The sequence below is a fragment of the Kitasatospora sp. CM 4170 genome (assembly GCF_032110285.1).
In the GTDB taxonomy this organism is placed as follows: Bacteria; Actinomycetota; Actinomycetes; order Streptomycetales; family Streptomycetaceae; genus Kitasatospora; species Kitasatospora aburaviensis.
Genome location: NZ_CP134877.1, coordinates 994,064 through 1,018,602 on the forward strand (window position 1 = coordinate 994,064; position 24,539 = coordinate 1,018,602).

Sequence of the window (24,539 nt, forward strand, 5' to 3'; positions counted from 1 at the left end):
GGCGGCGGGTCGGCCGGTCCGCGCACGGACGATCGGTCAGGGGCGCAGCGCGAACGGCACCACGGCGAGCAGCACCACGCCGAACGCGACGGAGAGGCAGACCGCCGCCCAGCGGGCGCAGATCCTGCGACACTCCTCGCGGTAGCGGGCGGCGAGCTGCCGGCACCGCTCCACGGCGCGGTCGACGACGTCCTCCGCGTAGCGCAACCGCTCGGCGGCATAGGCCTGTTCGAGACTCTCCCGCTCCCCGGGCGACAGCCAGGAGAACTGCGCGGCGAACTCCTTGGCGTCCCGATCGGCCGCCGAGACCTCCGCCTCCCAGGCCAGGTAGCCCTCCAGGCGGGCGATCTCCACCCGGGTGTCCACCGGCACCCGGCCGGCCCCGGCACCCCTGCCCGGCCGAGGGCTCCGCACTCCCGGCCGGCGCTGCCTGCCACCCATGACCGCTCCTTGTCCAGAACCCGGGCACCGCGGCGAGCAGCACGGCGGCAGCGGCGCGCACCTTGTCGAGTCGGCCGCCCGGCACCACACGATCCCCCGGCGCAGCCACGCAACTACTACCAGTGACCGCGGCGGCGACGGCCTGCGACGCGCCGGGCCCCGCCCGGACCACCGCCCGCGCCCGAGCGGCGCGAGTCCCGCACCCCGAGCCGCGCCCGCGAGCGGGCGCCCCCCGCCCCACGAACGGGCGATTCCCCCGCGCGAGTCCCGACCACGCTCCGCACACGAGCGGGTACGATCGGCGATCGAGGCGGCGCTCTGCCCTGCCGCCGGCCCCGCCGCCCCGGGCCGTCCGGGGCGCGAACCAGGAGGTCAGTCATGCCCGACGCCGGTCGGTTCAGTGAGTTGGGCGAGCAGGGCTCGCGGGCGGTGATGGAGGCCGCCGCGGTGCTGGAGCGCGAGCTGGCCGCCGGGCTGGCGGACGCGAAGGCGGCCGGGACCCGGCTCACCTCCGAACACCGCGTCGACGAGGAGGAGTTCGACCGCCTGGTCCGCCGGGTCTCCGAGAACACCCATCAGCTGATCGACGCCGTCAGCACCCGGGTCCAGGACAGCACCCGGGGCGACGCCGCCGAGCAGACCCGGCAGCTGACCGCCAACGCGCACGACATCCTCGACCTGCTGCTCAACCTGAGCGCCCTGGCGCCGGCCTTCGCCAACCGGTCGCTGCGCGCCACCTTCGGCCCCGAGCGCGAGGAGGCCGGGTCGGGCGACGGCACCGAAGGCCGGCAGGGGTGACGGGCCCGGCGCGGGCGCTCGCCGACGCCGAGCCGCTGGTCGACCGGGTCCTGGCCCGCTACCGCGAGCGGACCGTCGCCGAGTTGCTGCGGCACATCCCCGAGCAGAGCCCGCCGTACCTGTACGACCTGGCGGGCGACTACCCCGTCCGGCCGTGCAAGGGGCTGCGGGGTGCGCTCTGCCTCGCCACCTGCGAGGCCTTCGGCGGCCGGCCGGAGCGGGCGCTCAACCCCGCGGTGACGGTCGAGATGTTCCACAACGCGTTCCTGATCCACGACGACATCCAGGACGGCAGCGAGCTGCGCCGGGGCCTGCCGACGCTCTCCGCCGCGTACGGGGTCGAGGTGGCGCTGAACGTCGGCAACGCGACCAACCTCCTCGGGCTGCGCCGGCTGATGGCCAACCGGCGGGAGCTCGGCGGCGAGCTGGCCTGGCGGCTGTTCGAGGAGACCGAGCTGATGTGCCGCCAGTCGCTGGAGGGGCAGGCGATGGAGATCGCCTGGATCCGGGACAACGCGTGCGACCTGGTACCCGCCGACTACTACCGGATGTGCCTCAAGAAGACGTCCTGGTACACCTTCCTCTACCCCTGCCGCGCCGGGCTGCTCGTCGCCGAGGGTGCCCACACCGAGGCCACCCGGCTGGACCGGTTCGGCTGGTACCTGGGCGCGGCCTTCCAGATCCAGGACGACGTGCTCAACCTGGTCGGCACGCTGGCCGACTACGGCAAGGAGATCGCCGGGGACCTCTGGGAGGGCAAGCGCACGCTGCTGCTGATCCATCTGCTGGAGCGCTGCACCCCGGCGGAGCGCGCCCGCACCGAGCGCTACCTGGAGGGGACGCGGGCGCAGCGCGGCCCGGGCGCGGCGGAGGAGGTCCGCTGGCTGTCGGAGCGGCTGACCGCGTACGGGTGCGTGGAGAGCGCCCGGGAGGCGGCGGACGGGCTGGTGGCCGCCGCCGAACGCGAGATCGCCGAGGTGATGGAGGCTGCGCCCACGCCGGCCGAGCCGTCCGACGAGGCCGCCGAGGCACGGGAGTTCCTGCTGGCGCTGCCCGACTTCGTGGTGACCCGGGGCCGCTGAGCGTCCTGGGCCGCCGAGCACCGGGGACGCCGAACCTCCCGGGGCACTGCGGCCCGTCCACCCGCGCCGTTCACCCGTGCCGTTCACCTCCGTCGCCCGGAATCCGCCTCCGCCGCTGCGGCCGGGGAACCGGCCGTCGGGCGGGCGGCGTCACCGCGGGTGACACCGCAGGGGTGGGTCGACCGTGGGGGTGGGTGGCGATGTCCGTACGATCCGGGCTGCGCGGGCTGGAGCGGTTGGCGCGGCCGCTGCCCGCCGGGGTGGACCTGTACCAACTGCGGCCGGACGGCCGCGTCCTGCTCGCCGACCGGGACGGCGCCCGGGAGTTGGGCCCCGACAGCGCGCACGGGGAGGCCGGCGAGGAGCTGCTGCGCTTCATCGACGAGGGCCAGTTCGCCCACTACCTGGTCGGTGACGCCAAGACCTCGCCGGAGCGGCCGTCCAACGCGACCTACAAGCTGGGCATCGTCGCGCCGCACAGCGCGTTCACCCCGCACGCCCACGGCGGCGAGCACCTGGTGCTCAGCCTCGGCCCGGCGTCCTGCGGGCTGTACGACGAGGAGCGGCGCCGGGTGGTGGACGTCCCGCTGACGCCCGGTCTGCTGATCCGCATCCCCGAGCTGATGCCGCACTCGTTCGCCAACCGCGGCGCGGCGCGGCTCAGCATCCTGGCCGCCAACACCGGTTTCGGCATCGACCACGAGGACTACGCGATCACCGCGGCGGAGGCCGAGCGGCGCCAGGACGTCCGGCTGGCCGCCGCACTCCGGGAGGTGGAGCGGAGCCGGCTGCCGGGTACCGTCACCCCGAGAGAGCGGCTGGCCGCCCGGCTGCGCCGCTTCGCCGCGACGCTGGAGACCGCGCGATGATCTGCCCGCACTGCTCCAAGGACCTTCGGCAGCGCGACCGTTCCGGGCACAGGTGCGACTACTGCCGCAAGGACTTCGCCCTGGACCCCAAGGTCGAGGGGCCCGGACTGCACGACATCCGGATCCGCACGGCCGTCCGGCGGATCACCGACGACGGCCGACTCACCTGCACGGTGGACCAGTTGCGGTACGCGCTGCTGAGCCGCGGGCGCCCCGGCCCGTTCTACCGGGGCAGCCGCGGCAGTGCGGGCTGCCTGAGCGTGCTCGGCGTCGCGGCGCTGGTCGCCGCCCTCGCCCTGCACGGCGGTCTGATCGCGTTGCTGGCGCTGGCCGGTGTGGTGCTGCTCGGCCTCGCCGTCCGCCAGTACGTACTCGCGGACCAGCTCGCGCCGCCCGCGCCGGTGCGTCCGCGGTGGGACGCGGGCCACTTCCACGACACCGTCGCCGGGCGGTGGAAGGCCGTCTACGCCGTGCTGCCCACCGGGCTGGTGGAGGACGACCTGGTCCGCACCGGACCGCCGCCGGCCGAGCCCGCGTTCGTGCTGGTCTGCCCCGACCGGACGGTCACCGCCTTCCTGCACGCCAACGGCTTCCCGCAGCAGCACCGCGCGCTGCTGGCGGACGGGCTGCGCGGGCTTCCGGACGGCCTGCCCGTGGCCGTCCTGCACGACGCCTCCCCGCAGGGCTGCCTGCTGGTCGCCGACGCCCGCGCCCAGCTCCCCGGCCGCCGGGTGCTGGACGCCGGCCTGCCCGCCCGCGCGGTGCTGGCCGCCGAGCCGAAGTGCGTCGTCCTGCGTGACCCGTTCCTCGCCGAGGAGGTGCGGGCCCGGCTGGTGCGCGACGTGCCCGGGCTGAGCTCGGCCGAGCGGGACTGGTACGCCGAGGGCTGGTGGAGCCCGCTTGTCGCGCTGCCGCCGAAGCGCCTGATGGCCGCCGCTGTCCGGGCCGCCGAGCAGCTGACGGCCCCGGCCGCGCCGGTCCCGCTGCAGAAGGCGGCGCCGCGCCCGGAGACCCCTGCCGAGACCCGCCGACGGGCACTCGCCGTCGGCTTCCTGACCTGGCCCGAGACCGACGAGGAGCACGCCGGATGACCGTCCCCCCGCCCACCGGGCGGCCGCTGGGCCGACCGCTCGGAGCGCTGCTGGACGGCGCGCTCAGCGTCGCCGCCGACCGGGCCGGGGCGCCCGGCGACCTGCGCTTCACCGAGCGCCAGCTGTACTACGAGCTCTGCCGGGTGCTGCAACCGCTGCACGCCGGGCCGCGCCGCATCCCGTACACGCTGGCCCCACCGGTCCGGTACGCCCGGTTCGCGGCGGCGGTGGAGCGGCGGCGCGCCGAACTGCCGGGCCTCCTGCCGGCGTCGGCCCCGGTGGTGCCGGGGAGCCGGCCGGCCGCCGAGGGCGACCTCTACGACTACGGGCTGCCCCGGCTGCTGGTCTGCCAGAGCCGGGAGATCACCGGGATGCTGATCGCCAACGACCTGCACCTGGAGGCCGCCTGCCCGATCGTCCCCGCCGCCGAACTGCCGCTCGACCCACGGCTGGTGGCCGCGCTGCGGCGGGCCGGGGACGCGGTGGTGCACGTCCTGCACGACGCCAGCCCGTCCGGCCTGGCCTGCTTCGAACAGGTCCGGGCCGGGTACGCGGCGGCGCCGGACGGCCCGCTGCGGGTCCGTTCGATGGGGCTGGTCCCCCGGCACGCCGCCACCCTGCACCTGACCTCCGGGCGCGGACCGCAGCCGTACCGGGGCCCGCTGCCCGCCGGGCTGCGGCCCGAGGAGCACGCCTGGCTCGGCAGCGGGCGGACGGTCGAACTGGCCGCCGTCGCACCGGCGCGGCTGCTGCACAGCGTGATCCGGCAGGTCCGGGGCGGCGGCACCGGTGGCGGGGAGCGGCGCGCCCCGCTGCGCCGGCAGGTCCGCAGCGCCCGCGCCGCAGGGTTCCTGACCTGGCCCGACGCCTGACCTGGCCCGCCGCCTGACCGGGCGGACCGACCCGCCGCGCGCCGCGCCCGACCTCCGTCCCTCCCCGCGAGGGCACCCGGACTTCTTCGAGGACTCCCGACGATGACACAGCCCCGCCAGCTCGGCTACAGCGACGAACTGCTCGCCGACGGCACCGTGCACCGCCGCTACGAGGACGGCCGCAGCGAGTGGCGCCACCGGGGCGCCGCCGGCCTCGTCCACTGGAACGACAGCACCGGCCGGGCCGGCACCGACGAACCGCTCGGCCGGGACCTCGTCAAGCGCACCCGCGACGACGGCTTCACCGAGTACGGGCGCGACATCGGCTACGGCCGCACCGTCTGGGCCCGCGGCGAGCTGGTGACGGTCAACCGCACCGCCTTCCGCGGCCGGCTCGGCGTCGTCCTCGGTGCCCTCGGGGTGGCCGGGGCCGCGGCCGTCGCGGTCTCCCAGTTCCCGCCGCTGGAGCTCGGGCCGGACGAGGAGGAGGCGCTGCGGCAGGAGGCCGCCCGCGCCCGGGCCGCCAACGCGAACTCGTCCTCGGGCGGCGACGGTTCGGGGTCCTCCGGCGACGGCGGGGGCGACAGCGGCACCGACTACGCCGACGACCACGACTGGGACGGCTCCGGCGACGACGGCTGGGACGGCGACTTCGGCTGAGCCCCGGAGGCCCGAGGCCGGGCACCCCCAGGCCCGGGGCCCGAGCCGGCCCCCACCGACCGTATGACCGCCCGACCGTATGACCGCCCGACCGCCCGCCACCCCGTCGAAAGGCACCCCTCCCGCATGGCTCGCTGCTGCGCCTGCACCGGCCCCGACGCCGGCCGGGCCCTGGCCCACCTCGCCGCGCTCACCGGCCGCGCCCCGGCCCCGGCCCACGCCCCCGGCCCGGCGGCCCAGGCCGCCCTGATCCCCGGTGAACCCGGCTTCGCCACCGGCCCGTTCAGCGCCGACGGCGCCACCGCCGTCGGCGAGGTGACCCTGCACAACCGGCCCGAGCTGCTCGCCGAACTGGCCGCCGCCGACCGCCCCGCCCCCGCCGGCTGCCCCGACGGCGAGCTGCTGCTGCGCCTGTGGCGCGCCCTCGGCGCGGACGGCGTCCGGCTGGCCGACGGGCTCTTCGTGCTCACCGTGGTGGACGGCCCCGACCTCGTCCTGATCCGCGACCACGCCGGCGCCCGCACCGTCTTCTACGCCCGCGCCGACGGCTGCTGGGCCGCGTCCACCTCGCTGCGCGCGCTGCGCCGCTGGCCCGCGCTGCGCACCGGTGTGAACCTGGCCGCCGTCCGGTCCTTCCTCACCTTCGCCTACCTGCCCGGCGAGGAGACCCTGCTGCGCGATGTCCACGAGGCGCTGCCGGGGCGGATCCTGCGACTGCGGGCGGACGGCTCGGTCCGGCAGGAGCAGTACTGGGAGCCGGCCGAGGTCCTGCCCGCGGACGCCGACGCCGTGCCCGCCGCGGAGTACGCCCGGCAGCTGCGCGCGCTGCTGGAGCAGGCCGTGGCGCGCCGGTTGCCGCCCGGGGAGGACGTCGCGGTGCTGCTCTCCGGGGGTGTCGACAGCTCGCTGGTCACCGCCCTCGCCGCCCGCCTGCACGACCGCCCGGTGCACACCTACTCGATCAGCTTCGGCGACGAACTGCCCAACGAGCTCGGCTACTCCGGCCTGGTCGCCGGCCACTGCCGGACCGACCACCGGGTCCTGACCGTCTCCGGTGCCGAGGTGGCCGCCCGGCTCGCCGACACGGTGGCGCTGCTGGACAGCCCGGTCGGCGACCCGCTGACCGTCCCCAACCTGATGCTCGCCGAGGCCGTGGCCGGTGACGGCCTCACCGTCTCGCTCAACGGCGAGGGCGGCGACCCGGTCTTCGGCGGCCCGAAGAACCTGCCGATGCTGGTGTACGAGATGCACCGGGACGACCCGGCCCCCGAGGTGCGGGCCGAGGCCTACCTGCGGTCGTACCGCAAGTGCTACGAGGACCTGCCGCGGCTGCTCACCCCGGGCGCGCTGCGGGCGCTGGAGTCCGCGCCCGAGCCGCGCCGGCACGTCGCCCCCTACCTGCGACCGGGGCCGATGCACGCGCTGCTCAACCAGCTCCTCCACTGCAACCTGCGGACCAAGGGGGCGCACCACATCCTCACCAAGGTGGAGCGGCTGACCGCCTCGCAGGGCGTGCAGGGGCGCTCCCCGCTCTTCGACCGGCACGTCGTCGACCACGCCTTCGCCACCCCGCCGCGGCTCAAACTGCACGGCACGGTGGAGAAGTGGGTGCTCAAGGAGGCCGTCCGCGACCTGCTCCCGGCCACCGTGACCGACCGGCCGAAGAGCGGCATGCGGGTACCGGTCCAGCAGTGGCTGGGCGGTCCGCTGCGCGACCTCTCGGGCGAGCTGCTGCTCGGCCGCACCGCCCGCGAGCGCGGCCTCGTCCGCCCCGACACCGTCCGCACCTGGATGCGCCGCGAGGGCAGCCTGCTGCCGCGTCAGGGCGGCAAGCTCTGGCTCGTCCTCACGCTCGAACTCTGGCTGCGCGCCTACGACCTGTGAATCCGCCCACCGGAAGGCCCCGCATGGCACACCCGCCCGCCACCTCAGCCGCCTCAGCCGCCTCAGCCGCCCCGATCGTGCTGATCGACCCGCGGACGGGCCGCACCCGCGGCTCGCTGGCGCCGGCCCGCGCCGACCGGGTCGCCGAGGCCGTCGGCACCGCCCGCGCCGGCAGCCGGCCCTGGGCGGCGCACACCCCGCGCGAGCGCGAGCGGCGGCTGGACGCACTGGCCGACCTGATCGAGGAGCACCGGGCCGAGTACGCGGCCCTGGAGTGCGCCGGGACCGGCAAGCCGGAGGCGGAGGCCGTGAACGAGATCGGCGCGGTGGCCGACCTGTTCCGCTTCCACGCCGGTGCGGCCCGCGCCGGCACCGCGCCCGCCGCCGGCCGCTACCTGACCGGCCACGAGAGCTGGGTGCGCTGGGAGCCGATCGGCGTGGTCGGCGCGATCGTCCCGTGGAACTACCCGCTGCTGATGGCCGCGTGGCGCTGCGCCCCGGCACTGGCCGCCGGCAACGCCGTCGTCGTCAAGCCCGCCGAGACCACCCCGGACTCGGCCGTCCTGCTCGCCGAGCACGCCGCCCGGGCGCTCGGGGACGGCGTCCTGACCGTGCTGCCCGGTGACCGCGAGACCGGGCGGCTGCTGGTGGCGAGCGGCGTCGACATGATCGCCTTCACCGGCAGCGCCGCCGCCGGCGCCGACATCGCCGCCCGGGCCGGGCACCGCCGGGTCAGCCTCGAACTCGGCGGCAACAGCCCCGTCCTGGTCCTGCCGGACGCGCCGGGGCACACCTGGTCCGCGCTGGCCGAGGCCTGCACCTACAACGCCGGCCAGAGCTGTGCCGCGCCCGCCCGGGTGATCACCCTGGACGAGAACCACGAGCAGGCCGTCGCCGCCCTCACCGCCGCGTTCGCCGAGCGGCAGGCCGGGCGCGACTTCGGCCCGCTCAACAACCCCGACCAGGCCGCCCGCTACGACCGCCTGGTGGCCGCCTCCGGCGCCAAGCGCTCGATCGCCGCGCCCGGCCGCACCGACGGCCTCTGGCGGCCCGCCAGGCTGCTCGCCGACCTTCCCGAGGACGATCCCGCCGTGCTGGAGGAGGTCTTCGGGCCGCTGCTCACCGTCCAGCGCGCCGCCACCGTCGAGGAGGCGCTCGCCCTGGCCAACGCAGTCCCGCAGGCCCTGGCCGCGAGCGTCTGGACCCGCGACCTCGGCACCGCCCTCGACCTCACCGCGCGGCTGGACGCCGGCGAGACCTGGGTCAACTGCCACCTCGCCCAGACCGCCGAGCTCCCCCACGGCGGCCGCGGTGCCTCCGGCCACGGCACCGACCTGTCCGCCCTGGCGCTCCAGGAGTACCAGCGGCCCAAGACCGTGACGGTCCGGCTCTGACGGCGCGGGGTCCTCGGCACCTGGAGGGCCCAGTCCACCGGACGGCCCCGGGGACCCCGCACCCGCCGGTCAGGCGAAGGCCGAGGGCCGGCCGAGGGCGACCAGGTGGTGGTCCTTCGTTCCCACGTAGATCCGGCCCTTGTCGGTGGCCGGCACGGAGAACTTGCTGACCGTGCCGAGCGGGAAGGAGCGGCGCAGCTTCAGCGTGCCGCCGACCGGCACCGGGTCGTAGGCGCGCAGCTCGCCTCCCTCGCCGTACTGGCCGGTGCCGGACCAGATCACCCAGACCAGGGCCGAGCCGGAGCGGGTGCCGTCGGAGGTGACGACGGGTGAGCCGGACATCTTGAGGAAGTCCTCGGCGCTGGTTCCGGCGCTGGTCAGCTGCGGGTTCCCGGCCGCGTTGACGGAGTACTTCAGGGCGCGCAGCTTGCCGAAGTTCTCCACGGTGTAGACGTATCCGCCGTCGCCGCCCCAGACCGCCGGGTGGCCCCAGACCCCGCCGTGGGGGCCGGTGACACCGACCGCCCGGTCGGTGCCGCCGGGGCCCTGGCCCATGCCGCCGAGGTCGTCCCGGTCGAGCAGGAAGATCCGGCCGTCCTTGCCGACCTGGACCAGCAGCCGGGGGTGGGCGGGGGTGCCGAAGACGGTCGACGGGAGGGCGACCGGGCCGCCGGAGCCGAGGTCGGTGTCCTTCTTGTCGAGGGTGGCGTTGTTGGTGGGGCTGAAGAAGTCCTTCGGTGCGAAGGTGCCGTCACCGTTCACGGCGAACCGGATCACCGACTCGCCGAGGCCGCCGGGCGGCTTGTCACCGGGGCCCTGGGCGGGCGAGGCGCCGGCGCCCTGACCGTTGGCGGTGGTCAGGATGATCCGGCCGGGGCCGTCGGAGACGAGGCCGCTGCCGGCCATCCAGACGGAGGCGCGCTGGGTGTCGGAGCCGGCCACCGTGGACCAGAGGGTGAGCTTGCGGGTGCGGGTGTCGAGGCCGGCCAGGGTGCCGATGTAGTCGCCGATGCCGCAGAGCGAGCCGAAGCCGAAGTAGACCGAGCCGTCGAGCAGCAGCAGTCCGGGGCGCTGGAGCGAGCGGTAGGCGTTGAACGGCTTGCCGGGGGCGTTGACCGGGTCGCCCTGGACGGTGACCGGCCAGCCGCTGCGCTCGGCGCCGGTCTGGGCGTCGACGGCGTGCACGTAGTAGTGCGGGTGCTTGTCGTCGGGGCCGTCGTTGACCTTGCTGGTGAGGTAGACGGTGCCGGTGGCCGGGTCGTACACCGGGGTGGAGGTGGTGCCGACGTTGGGGCCCGGGTCGGAGCAGCCGATCGCCGCGGAGGGCCAGGCCGCGCCCATCGCCCGGTGCCAGGTGATCTTCCCGGTCCTGGCCTCGATCCCGTAGACGTGGTTGGTCTCGGTGGCCACGACCACGGTCGGGCCGATCACCAGCGGCTGGGCGAAGACCTGGCCGTCGAGCGGCACGGAGAAACGGACGCCGAAGTCGGACTTGGCGACCTCCTCGGGCGAGAGTCCGGGCTCGTTTCGGTCCCAGGCGGTCCGGTCGGTGCCGAAGGAGACGGTCGTGACGTCGGCCCGGGCGGCGCCGGCGGGGACGAGCAGCGCGAGGCCGGCGAGCAGGGCGGCGGCCCGGGCGTACGGTCTGTTGGTTCGGTTCATGGCGACCATGGTTCGGCGGTGGACCGGCCGCCACCAGCGGGGGTGGTCCAGTCGGCGGTCGCCCGTTCGCGGCTATTCCCCGCGCGGACCGGGCGGGTTGAACTATCGTCATCGCGGCCCGGGTCACGGGGCGCGGGCCCGGAGGGACGGAGAAACTGTGCGATTCGGAATCATCGGCACCGGTATGGTCGGCCGCACGATCGCGGACAAGCTGGTGGCGCTCGGCCACGAGGTGACGCTGGGTTCGCGGACCAAGGACAACGAGACGGGGCTGGCCTGGGCGGAGCAGGCGGGCCCGACCGGGCACGCGGGGACGTTCGCGGACGCGGCGGCCTTCGGCGAGGTGGTGCTGAACGCCACCTCGGGGACGGTCTCGCTGGCGGCCCTGCGGGCGGCCGGCGCCGAGCGGCTGGCCGGCAAGCTGTTGGTGGACATCTCCAACCCGCTGGTCTTCTCGGCCGAGGGCGAGGTCTCGCTGGACCCGGTGAACACCGACAGCGTGGGCGAGCAGATCCAGCGGGAGTTCCCGGACGCCAAGGTGGTGAAGGCGCTCAACACGGTCACCGCGCCGCTGATGGTCGAGCCGGGCCGGCTGGAGGGCGAGCACAACCTGTTCATCGCCGGAAACGACGCCGGGGCCAAGGCCGACGCGGTCGCCCTGCTCGGCGAGTTCGGCTGGCCGGCGGAGTCGGTGATCGACCTCGGGGACATCTCGGGGGCCCGGGGCATGGAGATGCTGATGCCGTTCTGGCTGCGGCTGATGCGAAGCTTCGGCACGGCGGAGTTCAACTACTCCATCAGGCGCGCCCGGTAGGACGCGCACGGCGAGCCCGCCGGGCCGGCTTCGGCTCGGCGGGCTCGGCCCGGCTCACGCGGGGGCGGGCGGTCCAGCGGGCTCAGTGCAGCTCCTGCACCCCTTTGCCGTCGTGCACGAAGACGGCGCGGGTGTCGGTGGCCTTGTACCGTTCCTTCCGGGTGAACGCGGCGGGTGTGCCGGCGCTCGGGCTGTCCGGAGCCTCGAAGTAGAGGACGTAGGTTTTCGCGCTGTCCGTCTCGCTCTCCAGCTGGAGCCAGCCCTCGAAGCCGGCGCCGGGGAACGTCCCCGTCGCGGTGACGGTCACGGCGGTGGCCGTCCGGGCGAGGGTGAAGTCCGCCGTACCGACTTCCAGGCGCTTGTGTCCGCTCTCGTGCCAGCGGCGGAAGAGCGCGATCCACTCTTCGGGCCACGGCCCGCCGCTGTCGTCCGGGGGCATCCCGGCGCCGTCCACACGGGCGAGGACGTCATCGGCGTTGGCGACCACGGAGTCGTAGTCCCAGAGGTCGAGGGAGAAGGCCATGTGCTCCCGGTCGGTGGCCCGGAACAGCGGCTTGATGTGGAGCTCGTACACCGGAGTACGCATCAGCCGTACACCTCCATCATGACGTCCTTCAGGGCGACCTCCTGGACCAGCTCGGGCGGGCTTTCCGGCTGACCGGTGGCGGTCGGCGCGGGGCTGTACTGGAGGGTCAGGACCTGCGTCCCGAGGTCCGCCGGTGACTCCGCCAGGACCGCCGTCACGTCGAACCGGACGGTGCAGGAGCTCGGGTGGTGGGGGTGCGGCTGTCGGCCGCCGCCGTCGTGGCCGGCTCCGTGCTCGTGACCACCGTCGTCGTGACCGCCGTCCGCGGGGCCCGCGTGGGCCCGCCACAGCACGGCGTAGCCGACGCCGTAGCGGTCGGCGAACTCCGCGTCGTCCGCACGGAACGGGACGTCACCCGGATGCACGTACGCGTGCAGCAGGTAGCTGCCCGTCAGCGGGATCTTCAGCTCGTCGAGGCGGACCACCACCTCCCGGCCCTCCTTCGGTGCGGCCACCAGACCGAACTGGGCCCGGGAGGCCTCCCGCATCTGCGTCGCGAAGTCCGGCGCCGCCACCAGGCTGAGCGGCCGGGTGGCGAGCAGGCTGCGCTCGACCGGCGCGGGCACCGGCACCGCGAAGGCCTTCTTCAGCCGCTCGGTGTACTCGTACTCGTAGCCCAGCGCCACGGTGTCGGCGAAGTCCGCCACCTTGTGCTTGGCCTGGGAGAGGAAGCCGCGCAGGTCGTGGTCGGGCGAGGTGACGGGCGGCGCGCCGTTGCGGCGCTGCCACTCGGCCCAGAGCAGGTCGATGAAGGTGTGGAAGCTGAAGTAGATCGCGTCCTGTGCGGCCGTCGACGGGTCTCCCATGTCCCCGCCGATGAACACCCCGTGCATGTAGTTGTGCGGGCCGAGTTCCAGGCGTCCGTAGTCGCCGCCCGGGTGCGCCGCCGGGTAGCCGCCGAACGCCCCCTGGTCGGTCTCCTGCGTGACGATCTGCAGGGTGTCGGGCGGCAGGTCGGTCGCCACGTCGTTGCGCTCGGCGGCGAGGCCGGGCAGGGCGAAGGCGGGCGGGAACTTCCCGGCCGCCTCCGGGTGGAGCCAGTCCCAGTACGGCAGCGTGACGTCGGCCGTCCGCGGCGGGTCGGACTCCTGGAGCAGCTTCTCGAAGTGGTAGAGGTGCGAGCGGTGCCACGGCAGGAAGAGGTCGCTGCCGTGCTCGCAGGGGCCGACGAACATGTCGTTGTGCAGGGCGGCCTGGAAGTCGTACCCGGTGGGGTCGTCCGGGTCGGCCGCCGACCGAGCGCGAAGGATCCCGAGCGCGTGGATGTAGTCGTCCAGCTCGGTCTGGCTGAGGGAGTTGATGTCCCGGCGGTTCTTGGTCATGGTGCTACCTCCGCCCGGAGCGTCGCACGCGAACGACATGATCACCACTTGCACCTCGATGGTCACCCACGGTGACCCGGTAGGTGCCCCGCCCCGCTGCCCGGTGTCGGGCGGCGGGGCGGGACGAGCCGCCGGGTGGGGCCCCGCTACCGGCCGGCGCCCGCCGGGACGCGGTTCTCGGACCGGTCCGCGGCGGGAGCGGGGCGGGCGCCGGGGAGCACGGCGTCCGCACCGCCCGAGCGGGCGGCCTCGGCGAGGGCGAGCAGGCGGTCGGCCTCGGCCTGGATGGCGTCCTTGTCGCCGATCTCGGCGTCCGGGAGGGCGTCCGGCAGCAGGTCCTCGATCAGGCGCAGCGGTCGGTAGGCGAGGCCGAGCAGGCCCCAGACCGCCAGGACGACGCCGACCAGGACGAGCAGCAGGCCGGCCCCGCGGCCCGGGCCGGTGCCGAGGACCATGCCGACCGAGTCGGCGAGCGCGCCGCCGGGGCGCATCAGCGGCTCGAAGACGTGGTCGGAGAGCGGCCCGGCGGTGAGGAAGCCGAGCGGCATCATCGACATCGCGAGCATCTGGTTGGTCGCCAGGACGCGGCCCTGCAGCTCCATCCCGACCTTGGTCTGGATCAGCGCCATCCAGTGCGAGTTGAGGATCATCAGGGCGGCCCAGAGGACGAAGAGCCCGCAGGCCGTGAGCGCGGCCTGCGGCCGGCTGCCGGCCACGACGGCGGCCAGGCCGACCACCGAGGTGAAGCCGATCATGCCGACGGCGCGCCGCCGGGTGCCGCCCCACAGGGCCATCACCAGCGCGCCGGTCATCGCACCGACCCCGCCCACGGCGGTGATCACGCCGAGCTGGACGGCGGATCCGCCGGCCAGCACCATCGGGGTGATCAGCACGGTGGCCACCGCGAACAGGTAGTTGAAGACGACGAAGAAGACCACCATCGCGACCAGGCTGTGCCGGCGCACGATGTAGCGCCAGCCGGTGACGACCTCGCGCAGCAGCGGCTCCTCCTGCTTGTCGAACATCGCGTCCGGGAAGCGCACCAGCAGCAGGCAGGTGACACCGGTGAGGAAGGTCGCCATGTCGAAGAGCACCACACCGTGCAGGCCGATCAGCGAGACCAGCACGCCGCCGGCCAGAACGGCCATCATGTCGCCCGCGCCGGTGCCGAGTTGGGCCAGTCCGTTGGCCTGGCCCAGGTAGCGCTTCGGGACGAGCTGGGTGATCGCCGCGAGGTAGGCGGGGCGTTGGAAGGCCGAACAGACCGCGCCGATGCAGGCGACCACGTAGATGTGCCAGACCTCCAGCAGGTCGGCCCAGAGCAGCAGCCCGAGCGAGAGCATGCCGGCGGCCGCCACGGTGTCGGTGACGATCATGATCTTGCGCCGGTCGACGCGGTCGGCCAGCGCGCCCGCGATCGGCAGCAGGAGCACGGCCGGCAGCACCGCGACCACCGAGATCATCGCGAAGTCGAAGGCGGAGCCGGTCTGTTGGTAGACCCAGACGCCCAGCGCGAAGGTGGAGAGGCTGGTGCCGATCATCGAGACGAACTGCCCGATCGCCACCTTGGCGAAGGTGGGGAGGTCGGCCCGGGCGGCCGGGCGCTTGGCCGCGACCTGCTCGGCCACCGCGCCGGTGTTACCGAACCCGGAGATGACGCGGGCGAGTTCGTCGGCCTGGTGCTTGAGGAAGTAGTGCCCGGCGCGCGGGATCACGGCCAGGTCGACGGTGTCGCCGAAGTGCTCCCACTCGGCGTACCGCTCCTCGTAGAGCTGGGTGGCGCGGTCCTTCTCGCCGACGACGCACAGGATCGGCGCCGCGATCGGCGCCGGCCGCCCGTCCCCGTAGGCGCGGGTGTAGAACTCCTCGGCCTGCCGCACATCGTGGCGCAGCGCCCGGACCAGGAAGTCCTGCTCGGCCTGGTCGTAGACGTCGGTGAAGCCGCCCATGGCGCGCAGGTAGTCGAGGTAGGAGCGGTTGGAGAGCATCCGGTCGCCGGGCAGGCGCCTGGCCATCCACTCGGCGAACCGGCCGGGCAGCCGGGCCGCGGGGAAGGTCCCGCCGAGGGCGACGCCGCGCAGGTCGACGCCGGCCGCCTCCAAGCGGGAGCCGAGCGCGGTGGCGAGCGCACCGCCGAGGCAGTGGCCGTAGAGCAGCACCGGGCCGTCGATGCGCTCGGTGATCTGCTCGGTCAACCGGTCAGCCAGGGAGTCGAGTTCGGCGAGCTCGTCGTCCGGCCGGCTCGGGTCGTGACCGGGCAGCTCGACGGCGTAGAGCCGGTGGCCGGCCGGCAGGGCGTCGGCGAGCGGCTGGAAGGTGATCGGGCTGCCACCGCCGTAGGGCACGCAGACGACGTTCAGCCCGGCGGGCGCGTTGCCGCGGGTGAGCTTGTGCAGCAGGGTGCGCGGGCCCTCGTCCGCGGTGCCGCCGGCCCGGGCGTCGAGCAGCACGGCGAGTTCGCGGACGGTGGGGTGCTGGAACAGGTCGATCACCGAGAGGCCGCGGCCGATCAGGCGGACGGCGTGCACGGCGGAGAAGGAGTCCCCGCCGAGCGCGAAGAAGTCGTCCGCGGCGCCGATCTCGTCGACGACCAGGACGCTCCGGTACGCGGCGGCCACCTCGTGCTCGGTCGCCGTGGCCAATTCGCCGCCGCCCGAGGCGGGTTGGACGGCGACCGGCTCCGGCAGCGCGGCCCGGTCGACCTTGCCGTTGGCGTTCAGCGGCAGGGCGTCCAGGACGACCAGGGTGGCCGGCACCATGTAGTCGGGCAGCCGGCTGCGCAGCGCGGCGCGCAGCTCGCCCGGGTCGGGGGCGGCGGCCGGGTCGGCGGGCACCAGGTAGCCGACCAGGTTGCGGGCGGCGCCCTCGCCGCGGGCGACCACCACGGCCTCGCGCACCTCGGGGCGGCCGGTCAGCTCGGCCTCGACCTCGCCGATCTCGACCCGGAAGCCGCGGATCTTGACCTGGTGGTCGACCCGGCCGAGGAACTCGATCGCGCCGTCCGGGCGCCGCCGGACCAGGTCGCCGGTGCGGTAGCAGCGCCGGCCGCGCACCTGGCCGAAGCGCTCGGCGGTCAGGTCGTCCCGGCCGAGGTAGCCGCGGGCGACGCCGGCGCCGGAGACGTACAGCTCGCCGGGGACGCCCACCGGGACGGGCCGCCGCCGGGCGTCCAGCACGTGCGCGCCGACGTTGCCGAAGGGCAGGCCGAGCGGCGCGGTGGCCGCGTCCCCGAGGTCGGCCGGGACGGGGGCGCCGAGCATGGAGACGGTGGTCTCGGTCGGCCCGTAGTGGTTGTGCAGCAGCAGGTCGGGCCGGGCGGCCCGGATCCGGGCGACCAGGTCCGGCCGCAGCGCCTCGCCCGCGCAGATCAGCAGCCGGCCGGGCAGGATCCCGCCGAGGCCGGCGCCGTGCGCGGCGAGGCCCTCCAGGTGGCTGGGGACCAGCTTCATGGCGTCGATCCGGTGCTCGGCCGCGTAGGCGGCGAAGGCCTCCGGGTCGGTGGCCTGGTCGCGGGTGAGCAGGTGCAGGCAGCCGCCGCCGGTGAGCGCGCCGAACACGTTGGTGGTGCCGAGGTCGGCGGCGAAGGTGGAGACCAGCGCCCAGTTCCAGCCCTGCTGGTCGCCGCCGATCCGCTCGCGCAGGCCGTGCAGGTAGTTGCGGTAGTTGCGGTGCTCGACGGCGACGCCCTTGGGCGCGCCGGTGGAGCCGGAGGTGAAGACCAGGTAGCAGAGGTGCTCCGGGCGGACGTCCACCTCGGGGCCGTGCGCGGCGGTCGAGCCGTCCGGGACGACCACCGGGGTGGCGGCGTCGAGCCGGCCTGCGAGATCCTCGGTGGTGACCACCGCGGCGGCCCCCGCGGAGGCCAGCAGGGCGCGGATCCGCTCGTCCGGGTAGACCGGGTCGAGCGGCAGGTAGGCGCCGCCGGCCTTGAGGATGCCGAGCATGCCGACGACCAGCGCGGCCGAGCGCTCCATCAGCAGGCCGACCGGGCGGTCCGGGCCGACCCCGAGCGCGCGCAGCCGCAGGGCCAGCGCGTTGGCCCGGCCGTCGAGCCCGGCGTAGTCGAGCACGCCGTCGGCCCCGCGGACGGCCGGCGCGTCGGGGGTGCGCCGGGCCTGCTCCTCGACCAGGCCGTGCAGGGTGCCGCCGAGGTCCCAGCCGCGCACGGTGTCGTCCCAGCCGGTGAGCAGGCGCTCCTCGGCGGGCGTGAGCAGGGGCAGCTCGGCGAGCGGACGGTCGAGGTTCTCGGCCATCGCGTCGAGCACCGTGGTGAGGTGGCCGAAGACGCGGCGGACGGTCGCCTCGTCGTAGAGCTCGCTGCGCCAGACCAGGTCGGCGGTGAGGTCGCCGCCCTGGTCGACGACGGCCACGGAGAGGTCGAACTTGGCGGTGTCGGTGCCGACGGGCCGCCAGTCGGTCGTCAGGCCGGGCAGCTCGACGGTGGCCTTGGCCTGGTTGTGGACGTTGAGCATGACCTGGAAGAGCGGGGTGTGCGCGAGCTCCCGCTCCAGGCCCAGGGCGTCGACCAGCCGCTCGAACGGCAGGTCCTGGTGGCCGAAGGCGCCGAGCGTCCCCTCGCGGACCCGCTCCAGCAGTTGCCGGACGGTCAGGTCGCCGGTAGGGGCGTCCCCAGCGGAGCGAGGGGAAAGGTCGGTGCGCATCGCGAGGGTGTTGACGAAGCAGCCGACCAGCGGCTCGGTCTCGCTGCGGGTCCGCCCGGCGACCGGGGTGCCGACCACCACGTCCTCGGCACCGGTGTAGCGCGAGAGCACGGTCTGCAGCGCCGCCAGCAGCACCATGTACGCGGTCGTGCCGGTGCGCTCGGCGAGCGAGCGCACCCGGGCGCTGCGCTCGGCACCGAAGTCGGCCGTGATCCGCTCGCCGCGGGTGTCGGCCACGGCCGGCCGGGGCCGGTCGGTGGGCACGGTGACGGTGGCGGTGGCGCCGCTCAGCCGCTCCCGCCACCAGGCCTCCTGACGGGACAGCTCCTCGGCCAGGCCGGTCTGCTGCCAGTGCGCGACGTCGGCGTACTGCACCGTCAGCGGGTCGAACGCGGGCGCGCGGCCCTCCAGCCGGGCCGCGTAGGCGGTGGCGAGGTCGGCGAAGAGGACGCCGATCGACCAGCCGTCCGCGGCGATGTGGTGCAGCACCAGGCTGAGCACGCTGCTCCCGCCGGTGCGCAGCAGGGCGGCGCGCAGCGGCAGGTCGGCGGCGAGGTCGAACGGCCGACGGGCCTCCTCGGCGAGCCGCTGCTCCACCTCCTCGGCGCGCACGTCGGCGGTGGTGAGGACGGTGTCGGCGGCGTCCAGCAGCTCGGGGCGGACGTCGCCGTCGACGGTGCGGTAGACGGTGCGCAGGACGTCGTGCCGCGCCAGCACGTCGGCCAGGGCCGCGCCGAGGGCGGCGGTGTCGGGTTCGCCGTCGAGGTGGAGGGCGAGCGGGATGTGGTAGGCGGCGCTGTCGGGCTCGTACTGGGCCAGGAACCACATCCGGCGCTGGGCCGAGGAGAGCAGCGCCGGGGCGCCCTCGGGCCGGCGCGGGACGCCGCCCCGGGCGGGGGCGGTGGCGCCGGACTGCTGGGCCTCCTTGGCGGCCCTGGCCTTGGCCAGCCGGCGGCGGAGCAGCTCCTGCCGTCTGGCGTCCGGGTCGAGCGGGGCGGCCGCGCGGGCCCCCGCGGTGTTCTGGTCGGTCATGCGTTCTCCCCCGTGCGGGCGCCGGTCCCGGCGCCCGAGTCGTCCGTGTCGTTCCCGGACCCGCCGACGGCGTCCGGGCCGTCGAGCTCGTCCAGTTCGTCGAGCTCGTCGAGTCCGTCGAGTTCGTCGAGCAGCTGGTCCTCTATTCGGCGCGCCATCGCGGCCAGGGTGCGGTCCTCGAAGACGGTGCGCAGCTGCAGGTCGATCTCGAAGGTGTCGCGCACCCGTGCGGCCAGCCGGGTGGCGAGCAGCGAGTGGCCGCCGAGCGCGAAGAAGTCGTCGTGCCGGGAGACCGCCGGCACGCCGAGCACCTCCTGCCAGAGGTCGGCGAGCAGCTCCTCGCAGTCGCCCTCGGGCGGTGCCCCGGCGCCGCCGAGGACCGGCGCGGGCAGCGCGGCGCGGTCCACCTTGCCGGCGGGCGTCAGCGGCAGCGCGTCGAGCAGCACGAACGCGGCCGGGACCATGTAGTCCGGCAGCCGGACGGCCAGGGCGGCGCGCAGCGCCTCCTCGGTGAGCGTGCCGTCGGTGACGGCGTAGCCGGCCAGGACCGGTCCGGCCGCGGTGTCGGTGAGCCGGGCCGCGCCGGCGCCGACGCCGGGGACGGCGGTGAGCGCGGCCTCGACCTCGCCGAGCTCGATCCGGAACCCGCGCAGCTTGACCTGGGCGTCGGTGCGGCCGTGGTACTCCAGCCGGCCGTCGGCGCGGCGGCAGGCGAGGTCCCCGGTGCGGTACATCGGTGCGCCCGCGGGGCCGCCGGGCTCGGCGGTGAACCGTTCGGCGGTGAGGTCGGGCCGCCCGTGGTAGCCGAGCGCGACGCCGGCCCCGGCGATGCAGAGCTCGCCGATGCCGTTGACCGGCACCGGCCGTCCGCCGCCGTCCAGCAGGTGCAGCCGGGTGTTGTCGACGGGCGCGCCGAGCGCCACCACCCCGCCGTGGGCGGCCAGTTCGGGGGTGACCCGCTGGACGGTGGACCAGACCGTGGTCTCGGTGGGGCCGTAGAGGTTCCACAGCGCGTCGATGCGCTTGAGCAGCGCCTCGGCGAGGTCGGCGGTGAGCGCCTCGCCGCCGCAGAGCGCGGTCAGGCCCGGGCGGCCGGGCCAGTCGGCCTCCAGCAGCATGCGCCAGGTGGCGGGGGTCGCCTGGAGGTGGGTGACGCCGCGCCGCTCCAGCCAGTCGGCCAGCGCGCGGCCGTCGGTGGCGGTGGCGCGGTCGGCGATCTCCACCCGGGCACCGGTGACCAGCGGCAGCCAGAGCTCCAGGCCGGCGATGTCGAAGGTGACGGTGGTGACCGCGGCCATCACGTCGTTCTCGGTGAGCCCGGGTTCGCGGCCCATCGAGGTGAGGAAGTTGACGATCGCCCGGTGCGGGACGGCGACGCCCTTGGGGCGGCCGGTGGAGCCGGAGGTGTACAGCAGGTAGGCCGGGTCCTCCGGGCCGACGGCGGCGGGCGGGGCCGGTGCCGTCGGCGGGGCGGCGGCCGCCTCCGGGCCGTCGACCAGGACGGCGGTCCGGCCGTCGAGCAGCGGGTCGTCGGCGGTGGCCCGCTCGGCGACCAGCAGGGTGGCGCCCGCGTCGTCCAGCACCGCGCGGTTGCGGGCGAGCGGCTGGTCGACGTCGAGCGGCAGGTAGGCGGCGCCGCTGCGCAGCACGCCGAGCAGGGCGGCGGGCAGCAGCCGGCCGCGCCGGACGGCGACCGCGACCAGCGTGCCGGGCCCGGCTCCGCGGGCGGTCAGCAGGTGCGCCAGCCGGTTCGCGGTGGCGTCCAGGCCGGCGTGGTCGAGGACGCCGTCGGCCGCGGAGACGGCGACCGCCTCCGGGCTGCGGGCGGCCCGGGCGGCGACCAGGTCGTGCAGCCGCTGGTCGGGCACCGGCGTGGCGGCGCGCCGGCCGGTCCCGGCGAGGGCCAGGTCGGCGGCCGAGAGCATCGCCAACTCGCCGATCGGCCGGTCGGGTTCGGCCACCGCTGCGGCGAGCAGCGTCACCAGGTGGTCGAGGGCGGCGTGCACCGAGCGCTCGTCGTAGCGCGAGGTGCGGTACTCGGCGGAGAGCAGCGGACCCTCGGGCGGGAACTCCAGGAACAGCGAGAGGTCGGTCTTGGCCGTGCCGTTGCACACCTCGGCGACGAACTGCAGGCTGAGGCCGGGGAGTTCGACGCCCGGGACGGGGTGGTTCTGGACCGCGAGCAGCACCTGGGCGATCGGCGAGGCGGTCAGCCCGGCCGTGCCGGCGAACCGGCGGGCGTGCTCCAGGAAGGGGAACCCGCTGTGCTCGGCGGCCTCCAGCACCACCGGGCGGACCCGGGCGACCAGGTCGCGGAAGGTGTCGCCGCCGGCGGCGTCGAAGCGGAGCGCGACGGTGTTGATCAGCGAGCCGAGCACCTGCTCCAGCTCGGGCACGGGCCGGACGGCGAACGGGCTGAGCACGGCCAGGTCGGTGCGCCCGGTGTAGCGGTGCAGCACGCCGCCGAGCGTGGCGAGCACCGCCATGTAGAGGCTGGCGCCCTCCTGCCCGGCCCAGCGCTCGGCCGAGCGGACCAGCTCGGCGTCGAGCCGGCGCGCGATCCGGCGGCCGGCGGTGTCCTGCGGGCTGGGGTGCGGGCGGTCGCCGGGCAGGTGCTGGTCGGCGTCCAGGCCGACCAGCCGCCCGCCCCAGCGCAACGCGTCCTCGCGGGCGGCGGCGTTGGCGCGCTCCTCCCAGCGGGCGACGTCGGAGACCTGCAGTGCGGGCTCGGCGAGCTCGCCGTCCCGGTAGGCGCGGCCCACCTCGGCGAGGAGCAGTCCGGCCGCCCAGCCGTCCATCGCGGCGTGGTGGACGGTGAGCAGCAGCTCGTGGCGGCCGTCGCCGGTGCGCAGGGCGAGGCCGCGCAGCAGCCGGCCCCCGGCGAGGTCGAGCGGGCGGGCGGCCTCGGTGCGCAGCGCGGCGTCGAGCTCCTCCTCCCCCGCGCCGGTGAGGTCGCGCAGCGGGACGTCGACCGGGTAGGGCGGGCGCACCTCGGCGACGGCCTCGCCGTCGCGGCCGGTGAACGCGGTGCGCAGCACCTCGTGCCGGCGGACCACCTCGGTCAGGGCGCGACCGAGCACGGCGAGGTCGAGGTCGCCGGTGGCGCGCACCCGCAGCGGCACGTTGTAGAGCGCGGAGCCGGGCTGGAGGGACTCGTGCAGCCAGAGCTCGTGCTGGAACGCGGTCGGGCGGGCGGGCAGGCCGGCGCCGCGCTCGGGCGGTGCGACGGAGGGGCGTCCGCCGCCGCCGTTGGCGACCCGGACGGCCAGGGCGGCGACGGTCGGCGCGGCGAAGAACTCGGTGAGCGGCACGCGGGTGCCGAACTCTCGCTCGATCCGGGCCAGCAGGCCGGCGGCGAGCAGCGAGTGGCCGCCCAGGTCGAGGAAGACGTCGTGCACGCCGACCTCGGGGACGCCGAGGAGCTGCTGCCAGAGTTCGGCGATCCGGGCCTCGACGGGCGTGCGGGGGGCGGTGAACACCTCCTGGCCGCCGCGTCCGCGGGCCACCGGCGGCAGCGCCTTGCGGTCGGTCTTGCCGTTGGGCGTGAGCGGCATCCGGTCGAGCACCGCGACGGCGAGCGGCACCATGTAGCCGGGCAGCGCGGCGGCGCAGTGGGCGCGCAGCTCGGCGGCGGTCGGCTCGGTGCTGCCGGCCGCGGGCTGGACGAAGGCGGCCAGGTAGTCGCCCGTCTCGTCGCGCTGGACGACGGCGGCGGCCGCCTCGACGGCGGGGTGGGCGGCGAGCACGGCCTCGATCTCGCCGAGCTCGACCCGGAAGCCGCGCACCTTCACCTGGTGGTCGACACGGCCGTGGTACTCCAGGTCGCCGTCCGGCAGCCGGCGGACGAGGTCCCCGGTGCGGTAGCAGCGCTCGCCGCCGACGGTGACGAAGCGCTCCTCGGTGAGGTCGGGGCGGCCGTGGTAGCCGCGCGCCAGGCCCTCGCCGGCGAGGTAGAGCTCGCCGATGCCGCCGTCCGGCACGGCGATCCGCTGCTCGTCGAGCACGTGGCCGGTGGTGCCGTCGAGCGGGCGGCCGATGACGGGCTCGCCGGACTCGTTCCGGCCGACCAGCGACCAGGTGGAGTAGACGGTGTCCTCGGTCGGCCCGTACAGGTTGTACAGGCGCTCGACCTGGGGCTGGGCGTGGACCTGGTCGGCCAGGTGGCGCGGCAGCGCCTCGCCCGCCAGGTTGACCACGCGTACGCTGCCCGGCAGACCCCCGCCGCCGGGCAGGCCGCCGCCACGCAGTAACGCCGCCATGGCGCTCGGCACGGTGTTGACCAGTGTCACCTCGTCGCGGGCCGGCAGCTCGGGCAGGGCGAGCACGTTCTCCGCCACCACGATCGTGCCGCCGACGGCGAGCGGGAAGAAGAGCTCGTAGACCGAGATGTCGAAGCAGACCGAGGTGCCGAAGAGCACGCCGGCCACGTCCGCCGGGCGGTAGGTGTTCGCGGCCCAGCGGAGCATGGCGTTGACGCCGCGCTGGGTGACCGAGACGCCCTTGGGCCGGCCGGTGGAGCCGGAGGTGTAGAGCACGTACGCGAGCGCGTCCGTCCCGGCGGCCGGGGTGCCGGCGGCCGCGGCGAGCGGCGGGAGGGGCGCGGCGGGGCTGTCGCCGTCGGTGTACAGCAGGGTCGCCCCGGCGCCGGCCAGCAGGTGCTCGTGCGCGCGGTCGGTGACCACCACGGGCGCCTGCGCGTCGCCGATCACCAGCTCCAGCCGGTCCTGCGGGTACGCCGGGTCCAGCGGCACGTACGCGCCGCCGGCGCGCAGCACCGCCAGCAGGGTGACCACGAGGTCCGCCGATCGCGGTAGGCAGACCCCGACGAGGGTCTCGGCGCGAACGCCGGATCCGGCCAGTCTTCCGGCCACCGTTTCGGCGGCGTCGGCCAGTTCACGGTAGGTCAGACGCCGCTCGCCGTCGATCAAGGCGGTGGCCTGCGGGGTCCGTCTGACCTGGGCTTCGAACAGTGCGGCCAGCGAATCGGTCGGGTCGAGCGGCGGATGTCCCGTCGAACTCATCAACTCTCCTGAGGGATGGCCCTGCGCCGACTTGTGGTCGGCCGGATTCGGGCGGTGTGCCACCGGAGATGGTGGGGTAAAGATCTCCGAATGACCAGCACAAGTCCCACACTCGTTCGATATGCCGGAAAGATCACCTTCCGGCCCTCACGCAGCGCCGCGGAGAGGTGACGGTTCGTTGACGATTTTGGCGGATTGTCAGATCCCGCTGACATCCGGGCCCGCTACCGCTACCTTCTTGGCGGGTCACCTGACGCGCCGTCGGCGTCAGGTGTGCACACTTTGTGGGCACTCCGTGCACACGCGGGCTTGACCTGCCCTTTTACCTTTCCTTGAAACGAGGCCGGGCG

General features: G+C 75.3%; 15 protein-coding genes. 9 read left to right on the forward strand and 6 right to left on the reverse strand.

Features of this window, described 5'->3' with window-relative positions; genetic code table 11:
* Positions 1 to 36: 36 nt before the first annotated feature.
* Entirely contained in the window at positions 37 to 441 is a 405-nt protein-coding gene (locus RMN57_RS04305; RefSeq protein WP_313762015.1) for a hypothetical protein, read from the reverse strand.
* Positions 442 to 819: 378 nt separating this feature from the next.
* Between RMN57_RS04305 and RMN57_RS04310 the strand changes: the two genes are divergently transcribed.
* The 8 genes from RMN57_RS04310 (at position 820) to RMN57_RS04345 (ending at position 9,091) form a co-directional block, all read left to right on the forward strand.
* A complete protein-coding gene (locus tag RMN57_RS04310; RefSeq protein ID WP_313762016.1) occupies positions 820 to 1,239 on the forward strand; it encodes a hypothetical protein in 420 nt (139 codons plus the stop codon).
* Complete coding sequence (locus RMN57_RS04315) at positions 1,236 to 2,321, forward strand: polyprenyl synthetase family protein (protein ID WP_313762017.1); 1,086 nt, start codon at positions 1,236 to 1,238, stop codon at positions 2,319 to 2,321. The genes RMN57_RS04310 and RMN57_RS04315 overlap by 4 nt, the downstream gene beginning before the upstream one ends.
* Before the next feature lie 200 nt (positions 2,322 to 2,521).
* Positions 2,522 to 3,190, forward strand: a complete 669-nt coding sequence (locus RMN57_RS04320) for a cupin domain-containing protein (protein ID WP_313762018.1) — start codon at positions 2,522 to 2,524, stop codon at positions 3,188 to 3,190.
* Positions 3,187 to 4,281, forward strand: a complete 1,095-nt coding sequence (locus RMN57_RS04325) for a hypothetical protein (RefSeq protein WP_313762019.1) — start codon at positions 3,187 to 3,189, stop codon at positions 4,279 to 4,281. Before RMN57_RS04320 ends, RMN57_RS04325 begins: the two co-directional genes overlap by 4 nt.
* Entirely contained in the window at positions 4,278 to 5,153 is an 876-nt protein-coding gene (locus RMN57_RS04330) for a hypothetical protein (protein WP_313762020.1), read from the forward strand. The genes RMN57_RS04325 and RMN57_RS04330 overlap by 4 nt, the downstream gene beginning before the upstream one ends.
* 102 nt (positions 5,154 to 5,255) lie before the next feature.
* A complete protein-coding gene (locus tag RMN57_RS04335; RefSeq protein WP_313762021.1) occupies positions 5,256 to 5,813 on the forward strand; it encodes a hypothetical protein in 558 nt (185 codons plus the stop codon).
* Between the two features lie 126 nt (positions 5,814 to 5,939).
* Entirely contained in the window at positions 5,940 to 7,697 is a 1,758-nt protein-coding gene (locus RMN57_RS04340; RefSeq protein ID WP_313762022.1) for an asparagine synthetase B family protein, read from the forward strand.
* A 23-nt stretch (positions 7,698 to 7,720) separates the two neighbouring features.
* Positions 7,721 to 9,091 carry an aldehyde dehydrogenase family protein gene (locus tag RMN57_RS04345; protein ID WP_313762023.1) on the forward strand — a complete coding sequence of 457 codons (1,371 nt, stop codon included), beginning with the start codon at positions 7,721 to 7,723 and terminating at the stop codon, positions 9,089 to 9,091.
* Positions 9,092 to 9,160: 69 nt separating this feature from the next.
* On the opposite strand, the gene RMN57_RS04350 is transcribed toward RMN57_RS04345, so the two are convergent.
* Complete coding sequence (locus RMN57_RS04350; protein ID WP_313762024.1) at positions 9,161 to 10,753, reverse strand: PQQ-binding-like beta-propeller repeat protein; 1,593 nt, start codon at positions 10,751 to 10,753, stop codon at positions 9,161 to 9,163.
* 157 nt (positions 10,754 to 10,910) lie between these two features.
* Here RMN57_RS04350 and RMN57_RS04355 point away from each other — a divergent pair, with 157 nt between their 5' ends.
* Entirely contained in the window at positions 10,911 to 11,567 is a 657-nt protein-coding gene (locus tag RMN57_RS04355) for an NAD(P)-binding domain-containing protein (RefSeq protein ID WP_313762025.1), read from the forward strand.
* 82 nt (positions 11,568 to 11,649) lie between these two features.
* Here RMN57_RS04355 and RMN57_RS04360 read toward each other — a convergent pair whose 3' ends face one another.
* The 4 genes from RMN57_RS04360 to RMN57_RS04375 all read right to left on the reverse strand — a co-directional run bounded on the left by RMN57_RS04360 (position 11,650) and on the right by RMN57_RS04375 (position 24,189).
* On the reverse strand, positions 11,650 to 12,153 hold the full coding sequence (locus RMN57_RS04360) for a hypothetical protein (RefSeq protein WP_313762026.1): 504 nt from the start codon (positions 12,151 to 12,153) through the stop codon (positions 11,650 to 11,652).
* Positions 12,153 to 13,475 carry a tyrosinase family protein gene (locus RMN57_RS04365; protein WP_313762027.1) on the reverse strand — a complete coding sequence of 441 codons (1,323 nt, stop codon included), beginning with the start codon at positions 13,473 to 13,475 and terminating at the stop codon, positions 12,153 to 12,155. Before RMN57_RS04365 ends, RMN57_RS04360 begins: the two co-directional genes overlap by 1 nt.
* 146 nt (positions 13,476 to 13,621) lie before the next feature.
* A complete protein-coding gene (locus RMN57_RS04370; RefSeq protein WP_313762028.1) occupies positions 13,622 to 19,168 on the reverse strand; it encodes a non-ribosomal peptide synthetase in 5,547 nt (1,848 codons plus the stop codon).
* Positions 19,165 to 24,189 carry a non-ribosomal peptide synthetase gene (locus tag RMN57_RS04375; RefSeq protein ID WP_313762029.1) on the reverse strand — a complete coding sequence of 1,675 codons (5,025 nt, stop codon included), beginning with the start codon at positions 24,187 to 24,189 and terminating at the stop codon, positions 19,165 to 19,167. The genes RMN57_RS04370 and RMN57_RS04375 overlap by 4 nt, the downstream gene beginning before the upstream one ends.
* Positions 24,190 to 24,539: the final 350 nt, after the last annotated feature.